13 protein-coding genes and 1 pseudogene are annotated in these 14,022 nt (G+C 68.2%); 6 read left to right on the forward strand and 8 right to left on the reverse strand.

From position 1 onward, the window contains the following. Nucleotides 1-13: 13 nt before the first annotated feature. The 6 genes from CEK69_RS13060 to CEK69_RS13085 form a co-directional block, all read right to left on the reverse strand. Nucleotides 14-1,330: an acetylglutamate kinase gene (locus CEK69_RS13060; RefSeq protein ID WP_152246025.1), complete on the reverse strand. Its 1,317-nt coding sequence runs from the start codon at nt 1,328-1,330 to the stop codon at nt 14-16. 79 nt (nt 1,331-1,409) lie between these two features. Further along, nucleotides 1,410-2,507, reverse strand: a complete 1,098-nt coding sequence (locus CEK69_RS13065; protein WP_152246027.1) for an acetylornithine deacetylase — start codon at nt 2,505-2,507, stop codon at nt 1,410-1,412. A 6-nt stretch (nt 2,508-2,513) separates the two neighbouring features. Beyond that, complete coding sequence (locus tag CEK69_RS13070; protein WP_152246029.1) at nt 2,514-2,966, reverse strand: GNAT family N-acetyltransferase; 453 nt, start codon at nt 2,964-2,966, stop codon at nt 2,514-2,516. A gap of 188 nt (nt 2,967-3,154) precedes the next feature. Continuing rightward, nucleotides 3,155-4,390, reverse strand: a complete 1,236-nt coding sequence (locus CEK69_RS13075; RefSeq protein WP_152246031.1) for an argininosuccinate synthase — start codon at nt 4,388-4,390, stop codon at nt 3,155-3,157. 57 nt (nt 4,391-4,447) lie between these two features. Next, nucleotides 4,448-5,479 carry an N-acetylornithine carbamoyltransferase gene (locus CEK69_RS13080; RefSeq protein WP_026143935.1) on the reverse strand — a complete coding sequence of 344 codons (1,032 nt, stop codon included), beginning with the start codon at nt 5,477-5,479 and terminating at the stop codon, nt 4,448-4,450. A 298-nt stretch (nt 5,480-5,777) separates the two neighbouring features. After that, nucleotides 5,778-6,311, reverse strand: a complete 534-nt coding sequence (locus CEK69_RS13085; protein WP_150409058.1) for a hypothetical protein — start codon at nt 6,309-6,311, stop codon at nt 5,778-5,780. 142 nt (nt 6,312-6,453) lie between these two features. Here CEK69_RS13085 and cysS point away from each other — a divergent pair, with 142 nt between their 5' ends. From cysS to CEK69_RS13100, 3 genes are all read left to right on the forward strand, one after another. Further along, entirely contained in the window at nt 6,454-7,869 is a 1,416-nt protein-coding gene (gene cysS / locus CEK69_RS13090; protein WP_193313981.1) for a cysteine--tRNA ligase, read from the forward strand. 325 nt (nt 7,870-8,194) lie between these two features. Beyond that, complete coding sequence (locus CEK69_RS13095; RefSeq protein WP_017912501.1) at nt 8,195-8,635, forward strand: SufE family protein; 441 nt, start codon at nt 8,195-8,197, stop codon at nt 8,633-8,635. Further along, the gene (locus CEK69_RS13100; protein ID WP_152246035.1) at nt 8,632-9,879 is read left to right on the forward strand and encodes an MFS transporter; all 1,248 of its coding nucleotides are present in this window, start codon (nt 8,632-8,634) and stop codon (nt 9,877-9,879) included. The genes CEK69_RS13095 and CEK69_RS13100 overlap by 4 nt, the downstream gene beginning before the upstream one ends. Nucleotides 9,880-10,003: 124 nt before the next feature. Here CEK69_RS13100 and CEK69_RS13105 read toward each other — a convergent pair whose 3' ends face one another. Further along, nucleotides 10,004-11,116 carry an alpha/beta hydrolase gene (locus CEK69_RS13105; protein ID WP_226975154.1) on the reverse strand — a complete coding sequence of 371 codons (1,113 nt, stop codon included), beginning with the start codon at nt 11,114-11,116 and terminating at the stop codon, nt 10,004-10,006. A 583-nt stretch (nt 11,117-11,699) separates the two neighbouring features. Here CEK69_RS13105 and CEK69_RS13110 point away from each other — a divergent pair. From CEK69_RS13110 to CEK69_RS13115, 3 genes are all read left to right on the forward strand, one after another. Then, entirely contained in the window at nt 11,700-12,056 is a 357-nt protein-coding gene (locus CEK69_RS13110; RefSeq protein ID WP_226975155.1) for a hypothetical protein, read from the forward strand. A 60-nt stretch (nt 12,057-12,116) separates the two neighbouring features. Next, entirely contained in the window at nt 12,117-12,242 is a 126-nt protein-coding gene (locus CEK69_RS21420; RefSeq protein WP_255424819.1) for a hypothetical protein, read from the forward strand. Nucleotides 12,243-12,309: 67 nt separating this feature from the next. Further along, nucleotides 12,310-12,984 (forward strand): secreted signal peptide protein, encoded by a 675-nt coding sequence (locus CEK69_RS13115; protein WP_152246039.1) that lies wholly within the window; start codon nt 12,310-12,312, stop codon nt 12,982-12,984. A gap of 250 nt (nt 12,985-13,234) precedes the next feature. Here CEK69_RS13115 and dksA read toward each other — a convergent pair. After that, nucleotides 13,235-13,840: pseudogene (gene dksA / locus CEK69_RS13120) on the reverse strand (RNA polymerase-binding protein DksA); the annotation flags it as partial. Nucleotides 13,841-14,022 lie beyond the last annotated feature (182 nt).

Here is a 14,022-nt window from a genome sequence, read left to right on the forward strand (position 1 = left end):
ACGAAGGCGCCGCTCAACCCTGCAGGGTCGGCGTGCGCGTCGCGCAATGCGCCACGCAGTGCTGGATCTGCTCGAAGGTCTCCAGGCCGTACCAGAACACCTTCCACTTCTCCTGCTTGAAGCAGCCGTCGGACTCGGCGTAGTAGAAGATGTTGACCTGGTTGTTGTGGCGCGAACGCCAGAACAGTTGCGGCGTCTCCTCGCGCATCACGTTCCACACCGCGCGGCCCAGGCCCTCGCCCTGCGCGTCGTCGAGCACGGCGAACTTGTCCAGGTAGGTGTAGCCGCCCTCGTCGGTCAGGATCACCGCGGTGCGATAGTTCTCGCTGACGTAGGCGCACAGCAGCTTGGTGGTGTCGAAATAGTCCGGCACCAGGGTGCGGCCGAAACTGGATTCGATCAGGGTCTTCAGCCGCGGCAGGTCCAGCTCGCTCCACGCCGTGGCGCGCAGCACCTTCTCGCCGCGCCGCACCAGGGTGCCCGAGCCCTTGTGGGTGAACAGTTCCTTGGCCAGGTCGGCCGGGCGCGTGATCGACACCGACGACTCCAGCGGCAGCCGGTCCAGCAGGTCCTTGATCTGCTCGATCTTCACCTTCATGCCGCCATGGATCCACGGCTGCGCGATCAGGTGGTCGTACTCGGTGGACAGGTTGATCGAATCGATCACCGTGCCCTTCTCGTCGAGCAGGCCGCCGGTGCCGGTGAGGAAGATGATCTTGTACGGCTGCAGCTCCTGCACCAGTTCGTTGGCGGCGAAATCGGCGTTGATGTTGAGGATCTGGCCGCTGGGGGTCTCGCCCAGGCTGGTGATGACCGGGATCGAGCCGGCCTGCAGGCTGGCCTCGATCGGTGCCAGGTTCACCGCGGTGACCTCGCCGACCAGCCCGTAGGTGTCGCGGTCCAGGTACTGCGCCTCGAACACGCCGCCGGTGATCGACGTGGCGCGTGCGCCGTTCTGCTGCAGCGCCTCGACCAGCTTCAGGTTGGAAGCCTGGAACACCCGGCGCACGATCGCCAGCGCTTCCGGCGAGGTCACCCGCAGGCCGTTGACGGTCTGCTTGTCGATGCCGGCGGCGGACAGCTCCGCGTCCAACTGCGGGCCGGCGCCGTGCAGCACGATCGGGGTCAGGCCGACTTCCTGCAGGAACGACAGCGAGGAAGTCAGCGCCTCCAGGTCGTCGCGCAGCACCGCGCCGCCGACCTTGACCACGGCGAAGCGCTTGGCGTCCAGTTGCGAGAAGCGCTTGAGGTACTGGCTGATCTCCTTCGCGCTGGCCATGCTCGAGAGCAGGCGCACGATGGTCTGGCGGGTTTGGCGGTTGGCGTGCATGGCGAGGGGCGATGTCCGAAGGAATCCAGGGTGGAGCCGATCGCAGGATCGGTCCGGGCGACGTGGAAAGGCGCGCGGCTCAGCGCGGGCCGTTGATGATGCGATGCACCGAGGCGGCGTAGCGCTGCAGTTGCTCCAGCGTCACGAACTCGTCGGCGGTGTGCGCCTGGGCGATGTCGCCCGGGCCGTAGACCAGCGCGGTGTAGCCGCCGGCGGAGAACAGCGATGCCTCGGTCCAGAAGTCCACCGCGTTGCCGATCGGCAGCTCCAGCGCATCGGCGACGTCGCGCGCGGCCAGGCGCTTGTCCTCGGCGCGCGCAATGTCTCCCGACGGCAGGCTGGGCCCGCGGAAGTTCTCCTCGAAGTGCGCCGCGGCCGGCTCGGCGAAGCCGGCGAAGGTCGCCAGCAACGCGTCCACGTCCATCGACGGCAGCGGCCGGAAACCGAAGCGCAGCTCCGCCGCCGGCGCGATCATGTTGGCCTTGATCCCGCCCTCGACCCGGCCGATGTTGAAGCGCAGCCCGGTCAGCCCGCCGAAGCGCGCATGCGCCAGCGACTCGACGTGGTCCAGCGCACGGCCGCCCCAGCGCATCGCCTGATGCAGGGCGCTGGCCGCGGCATCCTGCTTGCCGGAGGCATGCCCGGCGCGGCCGGCGAAGCGCATCAGCACCGAACTGATGCCGCGATGCGCCAGCACCGCCTCGCTCATGGTCGGCTCGGCCACCAGCACCGCCTCGTAGGCGATGCCGCGGGCCAGGAACGCGGCGATGCAGCGCGGGTCGTTGGCTTCCTCGTCGCTGGAGAACAGGAACGCGGCATCGCCGTCGCCGGCATTGGCCGCGGCCAGCAGCGCTGCCGCCGCGCCCTTGATGTCGCACACGCCCAGGCCGACCACGCGATCGTCCAGGCGCCGCATGACGTGCGGATCGGCGCTCCAGTGCGGCGAATCCGGCACCGTGTCCAGGTGCACGTTGAACAGGTACTTCGGCGTGCCGCGTACCGCGTACAGGCTGACCGCGCCGGCGCCGTGGTCGATCACCTCCACCGCGAAGCCGGGCAGCTGCGCACGGAGGTAGTCGAAGATGCCATCGGTGCCGATCGCCCGAGGCGGATTGCGGGTGTCGAAGGACACCAGTTCTTTCAGGTGGGTCAGGGTGGATTCGAGCAGATCGGTCATGGTGTGTCAGGCTGCCGTGGTGCTGGTGCGGTAGAGATCGGGATAGGCGATTTCCATCAACGACTGCGGCCGCGCCGGCGCGGCGAACCCATACTGGGCGTACAGCGCATGCGCATCGGAGGTGGCGAGCATGAAGCGACGCAGGCCTTGCAGCTGCGGGTGGGCCATCACCGCCGTCACCAACTGCTTGCCGTAGCCGCGGCCGCGGTGGGCGTCGAGCACGAACACGTCGGCGAGATAGGCGAAGGTCGCGCCGTCGGTGATCACCCGGGCGAACGCCACCTGCCCGACGCCATCGAGATGGCCGCCGAAGCACAGCGAACCGGCGATCGCCCGCTGCACCGTGTCCAGCGGGATGCCCAGGCTCCAATAGGCCTGCTCGCTTAGGAAGCGATGGATCAACGGCAGATCCAGTTCCTGCTTGTCGGTGCTGATGCGCAGTGCGTGCATGGGGTCCATCACGACAGTTCCTTCTCCCTTCGGGAGAAGGTGCCCCGCAGGGGCGGATGAGGGTACGAGCGAAGCCTGGTGAAGCCAATCGCGCTAGCAGGTGAAGATCCTGGCGAAGCTCGCGCAACCAACTGGTGCGAGGCTTCGCCCGGACCCTCACCCCAACCCCTCTCCCGGGGGGAGAGGGGCTTTAAGCGTCAGCGATTCACTTGCGCGTACAGCGTCGAACTCATCCCAAACAGCTTGATGAAGCCCTCGGCCTCGGCCACGCCCCAGTCCGCCGACTGCGCGTAGGTAGCGCCCTTGGCATTGAGCAGGTGCGGCGACTTCACCGCCACCGCGTCGACGCGGCCGCCGCGGGTCTCCAGCGTCACCTCGCCGTTGACCATCGCCTGCGACGACTTCAGGAAGGCTTCCAGGTCGGTCTTCAGCGGGTCGTGGTAGAAGCCTTCATAGACCAGCTCCACCCACTTGCGCGCCACGTCCGGCTTGAAGCGGTTCTGCTGCTTGGTCAGCACCGCATCCTCCAGCGCGCGGTGCGCGGCCAGCAGCGCCACCAGGCCCGGCGCCTCGAACACGATGCGGCCCTTCAGGCCGATCACGGTGTCGCCGGTGTACACGCCGCGGCCCACGCCGTAGGGCGCGAACAGCTTGTTGAGCTTGGCCAGGATCTGTTCGCCCGGCAGCGCCTTGCCGTCGAGTTCGACCGCCTCGCCGTGCACGAACTTCAGCTTCACCGTCAGCGGCTCGGTCGGCCACGCGCTGCGCGGCGCGCACCAGCCGCGGGCGCCCTCGCCCGGCGCTTCCCAGCGGTCGATCTCACCGCCGGACATGGTCAGGCCGAGCAGGTTCTCGTTGATGGTGTAGGCCTGCTGCTTGGCGCGCACGCCGAAGCCGCGCTCCTCCAGGTACTTCTGCTCGTAGGCGCGGGTCTGGGTGTGTTCCTTCTGGATCTCGCGGATCGGCGCGACGATCTCGTAGTCGCCCAGCGCCTTGACCGCCAGGTCGAAGCGCACCTGGTCGTTGCCCATGCCGGTGCAGCCGTGCGCGATGGTCTTGGTGCCCAGCTCCTCGGCGCGCTTGAGCGCGGCATCGACGATCAGGTAGCGGTCGGACACCAGCAGCGGGTACTGGCCCTGGTAGCCCTCGCCGGCCCACACGAACGGCTTGACGAAGCCGGCCCAGATCGCCGGGCCACCGTCCACGGTGACGTGGCTGGCCGCGCCCAGTTCCGCGGCGCGCTTCTCGATGAAATCGCGCTCCTCGGCATCCACGCCGCCGGTATCGGCGAACACCGTGTGCACCGCATACCCCTTGGCCTGCAGGTAGGGAATGCAGAAGCTGGTGTCGAGGCCGCCGGAGAAGGCGAGGACGATGTCCTTGCGGCCGGGATTCGGGATTGGGGAGTCGGGATTGGTGGAAGCGGTGCTCATGGTTGTTTCCTTATCACGCGTAAAAGTGGGGGCTAACGCTGTTGCTGTACCGATTCTCTATTCCCGATTCCCGATTCCCGCTTGCGACGCAAGCGCCGCCATGATCGCCTTCTGCACATGCAGACGGTTCTCGGCCTCGTCGATGGCGATGCAGTTGGGCGAATCCATCACCGCGTCGGTGGCCTTGACGTTGCGGCGCAGCGGCAGGCAGTGCGAGAACACGCCGTTGTTGGTCAGCGCCATCTTGCGTTCGTCGACGATGAAGTGCTGGTACTGGTCGCGGATCGGCTTCTCCGGGCCCCAGTTGCCGAAGAACGGCAGCGCGCCCCAGCTCTTGGCATAGACCACGTCGGCGCCGGCGTAGGCACTGTCGATGTCGTGGCTGACGCTCAGCGAACCGCCGCTCTCGGCCACGTTCTGCGCGGCCCAGCCCATATAGCGCTCGTCGAGCACGTAGTCGGGGGTCGGGCACAGCAGGGTCACGTCCATGCCCAGGCGGGTCGCGATGGTCAGTGCGGAATTGGCCACCGCGGTGTTCAGCGGCTTGGGATGGTAGGTCCAGGTCAGCACGTACTTCTTGCCGCGCAGGTCGCGGGTGCCGAAGTGCTCCTGCAGCGCCAGCGCATGCGCCAGCTCCTGGCAGGGATGGGTGATGGTCTCCATGTTGATCACCGGCACCGGCGAGTACTTGGCGAAGCTCTTCAACACCACGTCCTCGCGGTCCTTGGCCCAGTCGACGAACTTCGGGAACGCGCGCACGCCGATCAGGTCCACATAGCGACCCAGCACCCGCGCCACCTCGGCGATGTGCTCTTCGGTGTCGCCGTCCATCACCGTGCCCAGGTCGAACTCGATCGGCCACGCGTCCTTGCCCGGCTGCAGCACCACCGCGTGGCCGCCCAACTGGAACGCGCCCAGCTCGAAGCTGGTGCGGGTGCGCATAGACGGGTTGAAGAACACCAGCGCGATCGACTTGCCCTTCAGTTCGCTGCCGAGACGGTTGCGCTTGAACAGCGCCGCCTGGGTCAGCAGCGCGTCGAGCTCGGCGCGGCTCCAGTCCTGGGTGTTCAAGAAGTGCTTCAGAGACATCGATCGATCCTTTGCAGCGGTGGGGACGCGGGACGCGCGGGAGGTGCTGTGGGGTTGTTCTTTACGGGTGAAACTTTTCCGGCCGATGAAAACGAAAAAACCCAGCCTCGGGCTGGGTTTTCAGAACGAACGGCACGACGCTCCGGTTACCCAGCGAGAATGTGGGATTCCGGTCGACGCGCGCGCGACGTCATGCCCGAGGCCATGCGTGCGGCGCTGAGATCGTGCTGGGGCAGGTTCGCTTTCATCGGCGCGCATCCTCGCACGCGCACGCCACAGGCGCAAGCGCGCGCGGCGCTCAGCGCGGGGGCACCACCACCGCGTCGGGCACGTACGGCGCCACCGAGACGCGGATACGCAGGCGGTTGCCCGGATCCTCGGGCAGCCGCGAGCGGTACTTGGTGCCCTTGTAGACATAGTCCACGTCGTAGGCGATGGGCCGGCGGAACTCGCGGCCGACCTCGACCATCCGGCAGTTGCGTCCGCCCTGCGGCGCCGCGGCCGGCGCAGCCGTCTGCGGTGCCGGCTCCTCGTGGCGGCGGCTGAAGATGTCCTTCACCGAATCCATCAGCCGGTTCAAGCGGCTGTCGTCCTCGGCCGGCTTGGGCGCCGGCGCCGTCGGGGCCGGCGCGGGAGCCGGGTCGCATTGCTGCTCGGTGCGGGTGGCGCGCAGGGTCTGGTAGACCGGCTCCACGTTCAGCACCTGGGCGTAGTCCAGCTTGACGTTCTCGATCACCACCACCCGATTGCGCGCCTCGGAGTCCTGCGCCCAGGCCGGCGCGGCGGCGCAGGCAAGGATGCCGACCAGCGGCAACAACGGGTTCGGGCGCATCGGCAGCAGCTTCGCAAGGGCAGACCAATGAGTGTAGGCATGGCGGCTTGCGTCGGGCTGAACGCGAGCCGACAGGCGCGACGCGCGCCCGCCTGGCGACGGCTGCCGGTAGAATCGGACGGTTTCCCCACCGCCGATGCCGATGAGCCTGCGCCTGCACAACAACCTGACCCGCCGGGTCGACGCCTTCGAACCGCTCGATCCGGTGGCCGGCCCGACGCTCTACGTCTGCGGCCCCACCGTCTACAACTACGCGCACATCGGCAACGCCCGCGGCCCGGTGGTGTTCGACGTACTGGCGGCACTGCTGCGGCGCCGCTACGGCAAGCTGCGCTACGCCCGCAACATCACCGACGTGGACGACAAGATCAACGCCGCCGCACAGGCGCAGGGCGTGCCGATCTCGGCCATCACCGACCGCTTCGCGGCCATCTACCGCCAGGACATGGCCGCGCTGGGCGTGACCCCGCCGGACATCGAGCCGGCGGCCACCGCGCACATCCCGCACATCGTGGCGATGATCGAGCGGCTGATCGCCGGCGGCCATGCCTATGCCGCCGAAGGCCACGTGCTGTTCGCGGTGGCCAGCTTCGCCGATTACGGCAAGCTGTCGCGGCGCGACCCGGAGGAGATGCTGGCCGGCGCCCGCGTCGAGGTCGCCCCGTACAAGCGCGACCCGGGCGACTTCGTGCTGTGGAAGCCGTCCAGCGACGACCTGCCGGGCTGGGACTCGCCATGGGGCCGCGGCCGCCCCGGCTGGCACATCGAGTGCTCGGCGATGGCTGCCGCGCACCTGGGCGAGACCATCGACATCCATGCCGGCGGTGTCGACCTGCAGTTCCCGCACCACGAGAACGAGATCGCGCAGAGCGAATGCGCCCACGGCGGCGCCACCTTCGCCCGCGTCTGGCTGCACAACGGCATGCTGACCTTCAGCGGCGCCAAGATGAGCAAGTCGCTGGGCAACATCGAGACCGTGCACGACCTGATCGAGCGCCACCCGCCCGAGGCGCTGCGCTGCGCGCTGCTCAGTGCCCACTATCGGCAGCCGCTGGACTGGTCCGACGCCCTGATCCAGGCCCAGGTGGCCCGGCTCGACGGCCTGTACGGAACGCTGCGCGATCTGCAGGCCATCGACGCCGAAGCCGTCATTCCGGCCGAGATCGAAGAGGCCCTCGACGACGACCTCAATACGCCGCTGGCGCTGTCGGTGCTGTCGAGCCTGGCGACCCAGGCGCGACAGGCACTGCGCGAGGCGGCGCCGGCCGGCGGCCCCGACCCCGCCGACGCCACGCAACGTGCGGACACGCTGCGCCAGGCCAAGGGCCGCCTGCTCGGCGCCGGCCTGGCCCTGGGCCTGCTGCAGCAGGATCCGCAGGTCTGGTTCCAGGGTGCCAGCAGCGACGACGACGCCCGCATCCAGGCGCTGATCGACGCCCGCAGCGATGCCAAGCAGGCCCGCGACTTCGCCCGCGCCGACGCCATCCGCCAGGAACTCGCCGACGCCGGCATTGTCCTGGAGGACACGCCGCAGGGCGTACGCTGGAAGCGTGGGTGAACACCACACGCGCAGTCAGAAGAAGCGCGGCTGTTCCCTTCTCCCCTTGGGAGAAGGTGCCCCGAAGGGGCGGATGAGGGTACGGGCGCCGGATGAGGGTACGGCGCGAGGCGACTCGCATAGACAGTTCGCGAGGCTACGCTCGGACCCTCACCCCAACCCCTCTCCCGGGGGGAGAGGGGCTTTACAACATGCCCGAAGGGGCGGATGAGGGTACGACGCGAAGCGACTCGCATCGACAGTTCGCGAGGCTTCGCCCGCACCCTCACCCCAACCCCTCTCCCGGAGGGAGAGGGGCTTTACATCGCTTGATTCTGGATTGCTGATGACCGACACCGACTTTCCGCTCGAACCCACGCCCGCCGACGCCCAGGCCGCCATCGCCGAGGAATTCGGCTTCTTCGGCGACTGGTCCGAGCGCTATCAGTACCTGATCGACCTGGGCCGCAAGCTACCTGCCTTCCCCGAGCACTGGAAGACCGAGGAGCACCGTCTGCACGGCTGCCAGTCGATGGTGTGGATCGTGCCCGAGGGCAATGCCGAGCGCCTGGTGTTCCATGCGATCAGCGACTCGGCGATCGTCTCCGGGCTGATCTATCTGGCGCTGCGGGTCTATTCCGGACGCAGCGCCGCGGATATCCTCGCCACCGCGCCGGACTTCGTCGCCGCCATCGGCCTGGGCAAACACCTGTCGCCGACCCGCAGCAACGGCCTGGCCGCGCTGCTGGCCTTCATCCAGGACACCGCACGCGCCCAGCAGGCATGAGCGCGCCGCTGCCCACCCCGCAGACCCTGCGCACGCTGCTGGCGCATCCCGGCTTCACCCTGGTGCTGGCCTACCGCATCCTGGCGATGCTGTCCTATCAGGTCGTCGCGGTCACGGTCGGCTGGCATATCTACGAGATCACCCGCGATCCATTCTCGCTGGGGCTGATCGGACTGGCCGAGATCCTGCCGTTCTTCTGCATCGCCCCGTTCGCCGGCTACCTGGTCGATCATCTGCCGCGCCGCTACCTGGGCATGCTCGCCAGCGTCGGCCTGGTCGCCACCGCCGCGATCCTGCTGGCGGTGAGCCGCGGCTGGCTGGCAGCGCAGGGCGTGTGGCCGATCTACGCGGCGATCGCCCTGACCGGCGCCGCGCGCGCCTTCCTGTCGCCGGTGTACAACGCGCTGTTCGCCCGCGTCCTGCCGCGCGAGGCCTATGCGCGCGGCGCCAGCGTCGGCAGCGTCGCGTTCCAGGCCGGCATGGTGATCGGCCCGGCGCTGGGCGGTCTGCTGGTCGGCTGGGGCGGCAAGAGCCTGGCCTACGGCACCGCCATCGGCGCCTCGAGCGCGGCGCTGTTGGCGCTGTGGCTGCTGCGCGTGTCCGAGCCGGTCCACGAAGGCCCGCGCGCACCGATCTTCCGCAGCATCGCCGAAGGCGCGCAATTCGTGTTCTCCAACCAGATCATGCTCGGCGCGATGGCCCTGGACATGTTCTCGGTGCTGCTGGGCGGCGCGGTGTCGATGCTGCCGGCCTTCATCCACGACATCCTGCATTACGGCCCCGAGGGCCTGGGCATCCTGCGCGGCGCGCCTGCACTGGGTTCGATCCTGGTCGGCGTGTGGCTGGCGCGGCACCCGCTGCAGCGCAATGCCGGACGCGTGCTGCTGCTGGCAGTGGCCGGTTTCGGCCTGTGCACCATCGCCTTCGGGTTGTCGCGGCACTTCTGGCTGTCGGCGGCGATCCTGCTCGCCTACGGCATGTGCGACGGCGTCTCGGTGATCGTGCGTTCGACCATCCTGCAGTTGGCCACGCCGGACGCGATGCGCGGCCGCGTGTCCTCGATCAACGGCATCTTCATCGGCTCGTCGAACGAACTGGGCGCGTTCTACGACGGTGTCATGGCGCGGCTGATCGGGTTGGTGCCCGCCGTGGTACTTGGCGGCTGCGTGACCCTGGGCGTGGTCGGCGTCACCAGCTGGAAAGCGCCCAAGCTGCGCAATCTGGATCTGCGCGACCTGCAATAGGCCTGGCTGACGGCGCGCGTGGGTCGGACGCGAGACAGCCCGGCCCGGTCGTGCATCACGCATCCTGGCGCCGGCGCGTGCGCACCGCGCCAGTCATCCTTCCATTCGCCGCAAACGGCCGCGCTCAGCGCGCGGCGGTCGCCGCGCGCGCCTGCGCCTCGTCGTCGGCCCAGGCATGCGCGCAATCCGGCACGCCGGCCGGCTGCACCAGGCCGCCCTGCCCCGCCAGGAACCGGCAGGTGGCGGCGAACACCGCCGGCACGGCGTGCGAGCGGATCGGCGAGGCCAGCACGTGATTGTCCGCCCCAGGAAAATCAACTGCCTGACGCAAGGCCGGTGGCGTTCCCAACTGCTTGAACATCGCCTGCAGCGCCGCCACCGACACCGTGCGGTCCTGGTGCTGCGGGTCGCGGTAGTAGTAGCCGAGGAACACCGGCACATGGATCCGCGCATAGGTCGCCGGCCGCATGCCGCCGCGGGTCAGCGCCGCCAGCGCGCGGTAGCCGTCCAGGTGCGTGGCGTCGGCCCAGTAGGCGCTGTCGACCGGATAGCGCAGGATCGGATCGCCACCGTTGTGCGTCCACGCCAGCAACTGCGCGCCCCACGGCCACAACATCGGCTGCAGCTGATCGCCGTACTCGCGCACCAGCGGCGACCACAGCACCAGCGCCTGCACCTGGCGCGGATTCGCCGCCACCGCCTGCGTCGCCAGCGCACCGCCCATCGAATTGCCGATCACCACCACCCGGTCGCCCAGCACCCGGGTCACCGCCAGCGCCTCGGCCGCACCCGCGAGCAGGCGGCCGGCATCGACGCCGCGCAGCGCATCGGCTGCGACCAGGCCGTGCCCGGGCAGGCGCGGCAGATACAGATTGCAGCCGAAGCTGCGCGCCAGCCGCACGTGGGTGGGCGCGCCCTCGCCCTGGCTGGCGGTGAAGCCATGCAGATAGACCATGGCGCACGCGCGGCGCCCGGGATGCGCCGGATCGGCCCAGACGATCCGCGCCTGGTTGTCCGGGCGCAGCCCCGGCGTGGCACGTTCGCGCGCATCGATCCAGGCCTGCAGCGCCAGCGGATCCTGCGGCACCGCCGGCGCCGCCATCTGCGGCAAGGCCACGCTGACCCGCGGCCCCAGCGCAACGACCGCCAGCAATGACAGGGCGATCAGGATCGGCCAGCGCCAACGACGACGGGGTTTGCGCGCACCCGATCCGGCCACGTCGGAATGACCGTTCAAGCGCGACGCTCCGTTATCGAACCGAGCGAGGATACATAATGGAAATAATTTTCAAGCAGTGACATTGATTGTCGGCGTCGACATGGCGATATACCACAGTCGCCATTATGCGACACCGTCATGACAGGCGCATTTAAAGCCTCTCCAAAGCCACGCACGGCACTGAAATTAGGATCACAAGCGAATGATTTTCATGGATTATTTTCCAACAATCCAGCACCGGCAGAACGCATTCTGCAGACAAGATGGAAAGTCCGCAAACACAGAAAGGAAGACGAAAGAAGCCTCCGAAATTATCTCCTCCGAATTAAGTGTCACCCCACTTCTGAAAAATGGACGCGCATCGAAACGCGCGGCCCCCATATGAAACACGGATGGAATCAGCCGAATGGAACATTCGCTTTTCCGTGACGAGGCAGTGGACGCCCGAAGCCAGGCATGACCGGGGGACGGTACGACTGACGACACCACTTTCGACTCGGGCGCGGAGTTGCATCGCACTAGGCACCGACGCCACCGACCCGGCAGACAACCACCTATTGAAGTTCTCCACATGAAAGTCTTTGGATTACCGTGCATAGGCATGGCGTTGGCATTCGCCATTGCCGTGCCAGGATCGTTGCAGGCGAATCCAGCCTCTTCCCGCGCAGATGGAGAACAGGCGATCGCGTATGTGCTGAAGAACGACATCGCCCTGTCGAGGCTCTTCGGTAGCTGCCCCGCATTGAAATTTGCCCGCACCGGCGTCGAAGGGAGCAACGCCTTCCTGATCGAAGGCAACTGCGACATCAGGAACAACCCAGAGGAAGATGCGGACTGCCCCGCCTATCACATCCATGCGCTGGGGACGATGGACACGCCGTCGCATTGGACGGTACGTCGCCTGGACCTGACCTTGGCGTGCTCCAGCGAAGAAGCGCCGAAGACGCAGCGGATGTGACCACCGCGTAGGCGCTTGCGGCGTCGCTGCAGGCGCAGTGGCGAAAATCCGACCTCGGAGATGATCACCACCATCACCACCAATTCGGGCCTGAATCCGTCCGATCAGTGGTCATCGTTGAGCAGCGACCAGCGCAACGCGTTCATCACCGCCGACGGGCACCGCGAAGGCTGGCACGGCAACTAACCCCCCCCGTGGCGAGGACGGGAGCGCTCCCGTCCTCGCCACGCATCATCCGTCACGGAGATTTCTCATGACATCCCGGTTCCTCCCGCTGTTCGGCCTGCTCGCGCTGTGCATGGCCTACTCGCAGGCCCATGCCGCCGGCAGCGATGCGGCGGCCTGCACGCACGCGCTGCATCAGGCCTTTGCAGGCTCCAGCAGCGCGGCTACCCTGCCCTCGCCGTGTGCGCGTCTCGGACCAGTCGCGCTCGGCATGCGCAAACAACAGGTGCTGGCCGCACTGGGCCAGCCGGACATCACCCGCAGCGATGCGGCACATCCGGACACGCTCAGTGTGGTGTATCTATACCCGCGCGGGTTCAATGCGCTGCTGGCGCAACAACCGCGACCGGCGACCGCTCTCCGCTACAGCCAGTTGGCGGTGCGCTTTCGCAACGACCGGGTCACCAACCTGATCGCCTTCGCCACTCCAGACGCGCCGTTGCCGTTCGAGTTGCTCGGCCAGCCGGCCGGTACGCACGTCGATCGGGTCTTGCAGGCCATCGGCGGGCAGCCGCAATGGAACGTCAGCCGCGACTACGTGCAGTTCGCCGCGATGCCACTGGGCCTGGAGGTCGATCCGGAGACGTCGACGATCGTCGGGCTGGACCTCGCAGCCACCAAGCAGGACCTGGACAGTTTCGCCCTGCCCGGCGTGCAACTGCGCAAGGACGCGCAAAGCGGCCTGATCAACGGCGTGCGCTGAAGGGCGCCGTCGTCCATGCCGGCATAGGCCCGCCTGCCAGCGGAAGTCTGTCCACGCGGCCGCGAACGGCCGCGGTGGCTGGACGGGCGCTCGGCTGCGCATCGCGCATCGATGGGCGGTCGTGCAGGAGGAGTGGCATCACCGCTACACGCGGCAGCAGACGGCGGGCGCTTCGCCCTGACGAGGGGGCCGAAAACGCAAAGCCCCGCGCGAGCGGGGCCTTGCCTTGACACCTCGGGGCGGCGCGGACTCAGTCGCCCTGCTGCTTCTGCAGATGTTCCCAACGCTCCTGCGCGTCGATGGTGCGCTCGGCGGTAAGACGCGCTTCCAGGCGCTCCAGGCCGATTTCCTCGCCCGTGTCCACGCAGTAGCCGTAGTCGCCGGCGTCCAGACGCTTGAGGGTACTGTCGATCTTGCCGATCAGCTTGCGGTAGCGGTCGCGGGTCCGCAGTTCCAGCGAGTTCTCGGTTTCGCGAGTGGCGCGCTCGGCTTCGTCGCCGATGTCGCGGACTTCGTCGCGCAGGTTCTCGATGGTCTGCTTGGATTCCTCGACCAGATCGGCGCGCCAGGTGAGCAGGCGCTGGCGGAAGTACTCCTGCTGCAGCGCGCTCATGTACTCCTCGTCCGCCGCCGGCTTGTAGCCCTTGGGCAGGATCGGGCGGCCGGTGGCCTCGTCGGTCTTGTACTCGACCACCTTGTACTTGGCCGGCTTGGCCGGGGTGTTGGACTTGGCGGTCACGGCCACGGCGACCTTGCCGGTGGGCTTGGCGACCGGCGCCTTCGGGGTGGATTCGGACTTGGTGGGGGTTTTCGCGGAGGATTTCGAAACGGACACGGGATTCTTTTGTGGCGGGGTGGGCGGGCGGGGGGGCGTTGCGGGGACGGGGTTGGTGGGCGGGGGTGGGGGGGGGGGGGGGGGGGTGGGCCGGGGCAGGGGTGGGCGGGGCCGGCGGTGGGGGCGGGTCTGGGGAGGGGGGGGGGAGCCGCGGGGGGGGGGGGGGGGGGCGGGGGGGGGGTGCGTTGTTACTAACTCATGGG

This window comes from Xanthomonas sp. LMG 12462, from assembly GCF_009192885.1.
GTDB lineage: Bacteria > Pseudomonadota > Gammaproteobacteria > Xanthomonadales > Xanthomonadaceae > Xanthomonas_A > Xanthomonas_A sontii.

Excerpts from the sequence above, each read along its gene's own strand:
- CEK69_RS13060 (WP_152246025.1), bottom strand. The coding sequence starts at position 1,330 with ATGCACGCCAACCGCCAAACCCGCCAGACCATCGTGCGCCTGCTCTCG.
- CEK69_RS13065 (WP_152246027.1), bottom strand. The coding sequence starts at position 2,507 with ATGACCGATCTGCTCGAATCCACCCTGACCCACCTGAAAGAACTGGTG.
- CEK69_RS13070 (WP_152246029.1), bottom strand. The coding sequence starts at position 2,966 with ATGGACCCCATGCACGCACTGCGCATCAGCACCGACAAGCAGGAACTG.
- CEK69_RS13075 (WP_152246031.1), bottom strand. The coding sequence starts at position 4,390 with ATGAGCACCGCTTCCACCAATCCCGACTCCCCAATCCCGAATCCCGGC.
- CEK69_RS13080 (WP_026143935.1), bottom strand. The coding sequence starts at position 5,479 with ATGTCTCTGAAGCACTTCTTGAACACCCAGGACTGGAGCCGCGCCGAG.
- CEK69_RS13085 (WP_150409058.1), bottom strand. The coding sequence starts at position 6,311 with ATGCGCCCGAACCCGTTGTTGCCGCTGGTCGGCATCCTTGCCTGCGCC.
- cysS (WP_193313981.1), top strand. The coding sequence starts at position 6,454 with ATGAGCCTGCGCCTGCACAACAACCTGACCCGCCGGGTCGACGCCTTC.
- CEK69_RS13095 (WP_017912501.1), top strand. The coding sequence starts at position 8,195 with ATGACCGACACCGACTTTCCGCTCGAACCCACGCCCGCCGACGCCCAG.
- CEK69_RS13100 (WP_152246035.1), top strand. The coding sequence starts at position 8,632 with ATGAGCGCGCCGCTGCCCACCCCGCAGACCCTGCGCACGCTGCTGGCG.
- CEK69_RS13110 (WP_226975155.1), top strand. The coding sequence starts at position 11,700 with ATGGCGTTGGCATTCGCCATTGCCGTGCCAGGATCGTTGCAGGCGAAT.
- CEK69_RS21420 (WP_255424819.1), top strand. The coding sequence starts at position 12,117 with ATGATCACCACCATCACCACCAATTCGGGCCTGAATCCGTCCGATCAG.
- CEK69_RS13115 (WP_152246039.1), top strand. The coding sequence starts at position 12,310 with ATGACATCCCGGTTCCTCCCGCTGTTCGGCCTGCTCGCGCTGTGCATG.